Source organism: Chryseobacterium sp. 2TAF14, from assembly GCF_052115105.1.
GTDB lineage: Bacteria > Bacteroidota > Bacteroidia > Flavobacteriales > Weeksellaceae > Chryseobacterium.
This window is the reverse complement of the sequence record NZ_JBFRGA010000191.1, coordinates 1-7,223: the sequence shown is the minus strand read 5'-3', so window position 1 is coordinate 7,223 and position 7,223 is coordinate 1. Positions and strand designations below refer to the sequence as shown.

8 protein-coding genes are annotated in these 7,223 nt (G+C 32.8%); 3 read left to right on the top strand and 5 right to left on the bottom strand.

All coding sequences use genetic code 11. The features are described 5' to 3' along the window. Positions 1-583 (top strand): ATP-binding cassette domain-containing protein (locus tag AB4Y90_RS15345; protein WP_441558420.1); only part of this gene is annotated, 583 nt, incomplete at its 5' end. A 167-nt stretch (positions 584-750) separates the two neighbouring features. On the opposite strand, the gene AB4Y90_RS15340 is transcribed toward AB4Y90_RS15345, so the two are convergent. Beyond that, positions 751-1,425: a YceI family protein gene (locus tag AB4Y90_RS15340; protein WP_441558419.1), complete on the bottom strand. Its 675-nt coding sequence runs from the start codon at positions 1,423-1,425 to the stop codon at positions 751-753. Positions 1,426-1,829: 404 nt separating this feature from the next. Between AB4Y90_RS15340 and AB4Y90_RS15335 the strand changes: the two genes are divergently transcribed. Together AB4Y90_RS15335 and AB4Y90_RS15330 are read left to right on the top strand one after the other, a co-directional pair. Further along, positions 1,830-2,132 carry a hypothetical protein gene (locus tag AB4Y90_RS15335; protein ID WP_441558417.1) on the top strand — a complete coding sequence of 101 codons (303 nt, stop codon included), beginning with the start codon at positions 1,830-1,832 and terminating at the stop codon, positions 2,130-2,132. Further along, positions 2,133-3,089: a tetratricopeptide repeat protein gene (locus AB4Y90_RS15330; RefSeq protein ID WP_441558421.1), complete on the top strand. Its 957-nt coding sequence runs from the start codon at positions 2,133-2,135 to the stop codon at positions 3,087-3,089. A gap of 285 nt (positions 3,090-3,374) precedes the next feature. Here the strand turns inward: AB4Y90_RS15330 and gldG are convergent, their stop codons facing one another. From gldG to AB4Y90_RS15310, 4 genes are all read right to left on the bottom strand, one after another. Further along, positions 3,375-5,042 carry a gliding motility-associated ABC transporter substrate-binding protein GldG gene (gene gldG / locus AB4Y90_RS15325; RefSeq protein ID WP_441558416.1) on the bottom strand — a complete coding sequence of 556 codons (1,668 nt, stop codon included), beginning with the start codon at positions 5,040-5,042 and terminating at the stop codon, positions 3,375-3,377. A gap of 4 nt (positions 5,043-5,046) precedes the next feature. Further along, positions 5,047-5,775, bottom strand: coding sequence for an ABC transporter permease (locus AB4Y90_RS15320; RefSeq protein ID WP_441558414.1), 729 nt, complete (start codon positions 5,773-5,775; stop codon positions 5,047-5,049). 108 nt (positions 5,776-5,883) lie between these two features. After that, the gene (locus tag AB4Y90_RS15315) at positions 5,884-6,438 is read right to left on the bottom strand and encodes a CopD family protein (RefSeq protein ID WP_441558413.1); all 555 of its coding nucleotides are present in this window, start codon (positions 6,436-6,438) and stop codon (positions 5,884-5,886) included. Positions 6,439-6,625: 187 nt separating this feature from the next. Next, the gene (locus AB4Y90_RS15310) at positions 6,626-7,042 is read right to left on the bottom strand and encodes a hypothetical protein (protein ID WP_441558412.1); all 417 of its coding nucleotides are present in this window, start codon (positions 7,040-7,042) and stop codon (positions 6,626-6,628) included. Positions 7,043-7,223 lie beyond the last annotated feature (181 nt).

The window sequence follows — 7,223 nt, the reverse complement described above, 5'->3', positions numbered from 1 at the left end:
GAATTTAAATTTAGAAATTGAAGAAGGCATTATTTTAGGCATTCTCGGAAAAAACGGAGCCGGTAAAACGACATTATTTGAATCTTTATATCAGAGTCAGAAATACAGCGGTGAAATTTTGTGGAAAAACCAGAAGCTTCTCCGTGAAAATATCTCTTACCTTGAAACGGAAAATTATTTCTATCCCTACATTACAGGAAGAGAATATCTTTCTTATTTCGCAAAAGATAAGCTTCCGAAAACCATAGAACTCGCTGAAAAATTTCAACTTCCGCTAAATAAATATGTTCAATATTATTCGAGTGGAATGAAAAAGAAACTTGCTTTGATCGGAATGTTGATGCTCGATAAACCCATCAATATTTTAGATGAACCGTTTAACGGAGTCGATTTTGAAGGTGTTCATTTATTGTATGACATCATCCGTGAATTGAAACAAAGCAATAAAATGGTAATTATCAGTTCACATATTATTGAAACTTTATTTCACACGTGTGACCGAATCGTGACTTTAGAAAACGGAATGATCAGTAATGTTTTTGAAAAAGCAGATTTTGAAAAGCTTCAGCATTTTAAATTTTAGAACCCATTAAATGGGTCGTTCCTACGGAGTTCCCTTTTTTTGAAAATATTCTTTTCTACAAAGGTTTTGCTCCTCTGGAGCAAACCATCATTACAAATATTAAGAGTATCTAAAACAAAAAACATCTGCATTTCTACAGATGTCTTTATTTTTATTGTTGTTCAGAATTATTTTTGAGCAGCTTTTACATCGATACCGATCTCGATGTCTTTGCTGATCATCCATTCAGCCGGATCTGTTTCGTCAGTTCCAAATTTGATTCCCCAATCAGCACGGTTTACTGTAAACTGAGCTTTCAAAGTAGCAGATTTGTCTACAATTTCTACTTTTGCAGGGAAAGTCACGTTCATGGTTTTACCTAATAAAGTTAGGTTTCCGCTTACGGTTTTGTTTGCTCCGACTACAGCATCTGCTCCGGGAGTTGCAAGATCTTCCACTTTAGTGATTTTGAAATCTGCAGTTGGGTGTTTTTCAACATCAAAAAAATCAGCATTTTTTAGGTGACCTTCAAGATCTGTGTATTTTTTGTCTTTTTCGGTTACAGAAGCCGGGTCAACTTTGATCGATTTCATATCGATTACAAATTCACCGGAAGCCAATTGATTATCAGCAACAGATAATTCTCCTGTAGAAACTGATAAAGTTCCCCAACGCGGAGCAAAACCTCCTTTGTGGAAAGCTTTCCAGTTAACATTAGATGCCGCAGTATCTACTGCAAAAACATCACCTTGCTTTTCAGCTACTGTTTGTTCCTGACCTGCAGTTGCAGCTTCTTTTTTGTCACCACACGATGCAAGAAGTAAACCTAAACTTGCCAAAGCCATTACGCCAATTTTCTTCATTTTTTTAAGTATTTAATATTAATGTTGTTTGTTGTCTCAATAAAACCTCAAAACTTTTATTTTATTGTTTTGACTCTGCAAACCTCCGAAAAATTGAAGGCTTTCTTATTGACATAGGATAAGAAAAGACTAAAATTATAAAAAACTTTTGGGAATTGGAGTTTATTAATCATTAAATCCTTGAAATTGACCTGAATTAATAATGTTGATGAAAATTTTAAGAATATGATTTTTCTTTAGGGAGTGATTTTAATGAGGATTTGTTTTATATTTGAGAACACTTCGCTTATCAATTTTTTTTTATAAAACTTAATGAATAAACATTCTTATGTCTCAATGATTTCATTATGATTTTGGTCTAAATAATGATTTTTATTTTTTTAAATTATACTAAAATTTAACATATGACTTGGGAACCAATAACATCCGAAGAATTATTTTTAGAAATTTCAAAAGGAGAAAAAGAGATGAGCGCAGAACATTTGAAATTTTGGAATGAAATCAAATTCAAACCAACAAAATGGATTGAGCAAGAATTTGAAGATGAAGGTTTTTGGGCAGTTGCAAAATATAAAAACTTGGTAATTTATTACAACGATGTAGAAGAAGGTTTTAATATCTCAGAATTTGAAAAAGAAGGTTGTATAAAAGAATATGGATCTGAGCAAGACGAATTACACCATGCTTTAATAAAACTCCGAAAATGAATTATACTTCACGATGAAGGAAAATACAACGAAGCTCTGGATAAATATGAAGAAGCACTGAAGCTTGACAAAAATAATCTGTTAGCATTATCTGAGAAAGCAATGACTCTGGAAGCTACAAAAAAGTATGATGAAGCCATTGAAACGTGCAAGTTGGCAATAAGTATTCATCCTAAAGAAGATATAAAAACCATTTATCTCACTTACGGGAACAGTCTGGATCATGCTAAAAGAGCAAAGGAAGCATTAAAAATCTATGATGAAGGAATAAAAAAATATCCTGATTATTATCAACTTTATTTTAATAAAGGAATTACTTTGGTGAATGAAAATCAGATTGAAAAGTCTTTAGAATTATTTCAAAAATCTGTAACACTCAATCCTAATCATCCGGGTTCTTTGAATGCTTTAGCCGCTTTGAATCGTGACAAAAGAATTATATCGATCTTGGCATCGTTAAGGTATCTTTCTCTAGATAATAAAACGTCTCGCGCAAAAGGAAATTTAGACTCTGTAATTGATTTAATGCAACAAGGGGTAACTCAAACTGATGAGAAAAACATCACGTTGGCTATTAATCCTAAAGCATTGGAAGATGCAGGCAAAAAAAATAAAGGCCAAAATAATTTTTCAGCGGTGGATATGGTTCTGTCAATGACTGCAGCGTTAGATTTTGACGAGAAAAACAAAAATAAAACCCAGTGTGAGAAAGCTATCGATAAATTTGACAGTGTTTTTGCTGTTCTGAAAGAAGTTCAAAAAGACAACAAAGGTTTTTATTGGGAATTTTTAGCTCCTTATTTTATTGAGCTAAAAGATAAAAATTTGGTTGAACCTTTTGCATATATTGCCTTTTTACCCTCTCAAACAGATGATGTAAAAAAATATCATCAGGAAAATGCTAATGAAATCCAGCGTTTTTATGAGTGGAATAAAAGTTATGTCTGGAAGGACTAACGTTAATTTTTAAACCATTAAGGAATTTAAATTTTAAGTTTATTTAAGTGAAAAATCAAAGGTTTTATTAAGCGGAATACTTAAAGCAAAGCTCAGCTTAACTATTATTCTTTAATCTTAATAACTCTTAATGGTTAAAAGATTTACTTTATAATTTTTATAATGGGTTTACATCATAAAACTTTAGTTTAAAATCAATAAAGTATAAGTAGAATTCACTTCAATTTAATAATATTTAAAACAAAAAAAAGAGAAACCTCAAAGTTTCTCTTTTTCTTTATTATTCTATCCAAATTTCTTTTTTCTTAACCAGAAGAATAATCCTCCTAAAAGCCCGATGATTGCTAAAGGCAGCAATAAATTAAAATATTGCCAGTTTGTTCTTTCATCAGCAATTCTGTGACGGTCAAGAAGGCGTTCTTCGATGTTTCTGTTTCTCAGTTCCATCAGATTGCTGTCGTCGAGAAGATAATCTAAAGCATTTCTCAGGAATTGCTCGTTACCAAACTGTTCATCAGTCAACATATCAACTCCTAAAGGCAAAGCTTGTCCTTTAATGATTTTATTTCTTCCGACATCACCATCTGCAATCACGATCATTTTATTTTCCGGACTTGTTGCTTTAAAACCAGGATAAGATTTTCTTTCAATTCTTGAAGCATAAGCAGAATTAAATTTTCCTTCCAAAGCAACGGCAAAAATTTTCGGTGTACTTGGTCTTTCCATTTGCCCGAGACTGTCGACGCTGGAAATTTCTTTCAGCTCAACATAATTCGGAACCTGCTTCAATAAAGTTCTTTCACTCGATTCAAATAAAACATGGGTTTTAAATTTCTTTCCACCCAAAGTATCGATGGATGTAGGAAACTCCAGTTTTACAGGATTGATATTTTTTGTGATCGGATGATCGTTTTCCGCAATTCCTAAAGGAAAATACGGCCACGGAAGACTTGTATATTGAGCGTTCCCTCCTACTTCACCAGTAACAAGTTTTAAAAGCGCATATTTTTTTACATCTTTTACCAAAGCCGGATTGATTCTTAAGCCATAATTAAAAAAGAAATCGGTCATATTAATATCAACCGGGAAAGGCATTACTTTTTTAGATCTTGTTAAAGTATCCATTTCAGCATTTACGGCATCAATCATCCAAAGTGTTTTTCCGCCATTCATAATGTATTGGTCCAGAATTACTTTTTCACCGTCTGTAAAAGCTTTTCTTGGTTTTGCAATTACCAAAGCGCTCATTTGTTTCAATAAAGGAACATCTGCCTGAGTAATTTCCACATTATTTTTAGGAACAATTGGTCCTGCATCATAGTTTTCTAAAGCAAGATTCATAAATCCTTCAAATTCACTAGGACTCAGCTCATCCTGATTGACTAAAATTCCAACTTTTTTTCTCTTATTTGTCGCAAGAGATTTAATGTTTGAAACTAAATTGTATTCTAAATTTTCAATCGATTTTCTCAACTGATCTTCTGCATTGATATTTGACTGCTGCACCACCAACGGAATAGAAATCCCTCTTTGATTGTACTTTACGACAGCGTAAGGAAATAGTGTGATCTGCGAAACTTTCCCGTCTTTGATGTCCGGAAGAATCGATGGCTGCATTCCCATTGCCATCAAAGTGTCCTGCGACATTTTTGTTTTGATGGGATCGATGAATTTAAAATCTATTTTCGGATTGATCTTTCTAAACTCTTCCAGCATAAATTTAGTTTCACTTTGAAGCTGTTTAAAGCTTGCCGGGAAATCTCCTTCAAGGTAAACATCTACTGTTAAAGGTTTTTTAACCGATTCTAAAACTTTTATCGTGCTATCTGAAAGCGTATATCTTTTTTCTTTAGTTAAATCTAATCTGATGCCTGAAAATGCAAGAATTAATGCAACAGCAAAAACTGCTATCAATAAAATGGCAAACGGAGATTTTAGGTTGATCTTCTTCATGTTTTTACTTCTTTTTATTGATGAAATGATTAGACAATGTTAAGGTAAGACCAATGATAAAAATAAAATAGGCAACATCTTTAAAATCGATAAGGCCTCTTGTAAAGCCTAAGAAATGCTGGTAAAAACCAATATTTTGTAAAATAAAATCTGCTCCGCCCAACAATTTATAACTTGCCAATTGCTCAATTCCGAAGTACATGATGAAACACATGAAAACTCCCAAAAGGTAAGCCATGATCTGGTTTTGAGAAAGCGAAGAAGCTAAAATTCCAACTCCTGAAAATGCTGCAATCAAAATAATTAAACCGAAATAGCTTCCGAAAGTCATTCCCATATCGATATTTCCTTCAGGAACTCCCAAAACGTAAACTGTATAAAAGTAAATGATCGAAGGAATCAGACATAAAATTCCGACCACCCAAACCGAAAGAAATTTCCCTGAAACCAAGTCTGAAACTTTCAAAGGTTGTGAAAACAGCCAGTTTAAAGTTCCCGTTTGCTGCTCTTCCGCAAAAGTTTTCATCGACAATGCCGGAATGATAAACATTAGTAACCAAGGTACCAAAACGAAATAGCTTTGCAGAGACGCCATTCCGATGTCGAAAATATTAGAATCATTTTCGAAGAAAAACAGAAACAAAGTCGTTATCAGACTAAATGCGGCAATGATGATCCAGGCGCTCCAGTTGCCGAAATAACTCCAAAGTTCTTTTTTAAATATTGCAAACATGTTTTATTTAGGTTTTAGGTTATAGGAATTAGGTTTCAGGTAAGTGGTGCTAAATTAACTCACAATTGACCATTCACTATTAACGTTATAATTTTTACTTGGCTCTTTTTACTTTTTACTTTTCGCTTTTTTATTCACCAGCTTTACCGTCATCATGATTAAAAATACAAGAACGAAAAATCCGGTAATTAATTGCCACCAATATTCAATAACCTGAGATTTTAAGATAACGGTAAAAACGACCAAAAATAAAATAAATGTGGCAATTTCATTGGCTTGTCTCAGTTTTATATTGGCTGTTTCTAAAGTATTTCCGTTGAGCTCGACCAATTTTTTCACTTTTTTCCAGCACCAGTAATGGTAAACCGCCAAACCGATCAGGAAGGTAAGTTTTAAATGAAACCACGGCATTTTCATTAATCCTGAATTTAAAAAGATCATTACCAAACCACAAACAGCCATGATTATTCCTGCAGGAACGGTGATAATGTTCCATAATCTTCGGGCCATAAACGTGTATTGTTCTCGCAGAATCTTCTTTTTTTCGTCAGAAAAAGCATCAGTATCTTTATAGTACACAAAAATTCTCACGAGATAAAAAATTCCCGCAAAATAGCTGACCATAAAAATAATGTGCAACGCCTTGATGATGGTATAAAGCATCGTAAAAATTTGTGGGCAAAGATAATGATTTTGTTGGTGAATTTTTAGTAAAATAGTGAATCAATCAACAAGTCATTTAACATTATTCACTATTTATTTATGATATTTAAATTATATTCATGTTAAAAGTAAATTTTGGCTAAAGCCAATTGAATGCTTTAAATTGAAAACGGGCTAAAGCCCGTTTCTATTGATTGATCGAAATACTGTCTATTTTTTTACCGTTGGTGTATTTCTTTATGTATTTCAGTTTTCCGTTTTCGTCATAAAACTTCCAGTCTCCGAAATAATACCAATGACGTTCGTTTTCAGAAATATCAAGCTTTGATTGTCCTCGCTCCATAATATTTCCATTTCGATGGTAAACAAACATTTTGATTTTCTTTCTTCCTATTTTTTCTTTTTGGAAAAGCTGATTATCTAAAGTTGTTTTCCAAACTCCGACCTTTTCGCCTTTCTTATATTTCCCGACGGTAATTAAAGTTCCTTCTTCGGTAGGGTATTTTTCGATCCATTTTTCGTGTCGTTTCTGAACTTTATCAGAAATCTTAATGTATTGATTTGTCTTGGTTTTACAAGAAACAAAAATGAAAATTGACAGCACGGTGAGTAAAAATATTTTTAAGCATAAAAAAACAGAATTTCCGTAAATATAGAAATTCTGTTTTTATTCTACAATTGTAGAAGAGTTTATTTTTTATGAAATTACTCCTAATTCTTTTCCTACTTTTTCAAAAGCGGCAATTGCTTTATCTAAATGCTCTCTTGTGTGAGCTGCAGAAAGC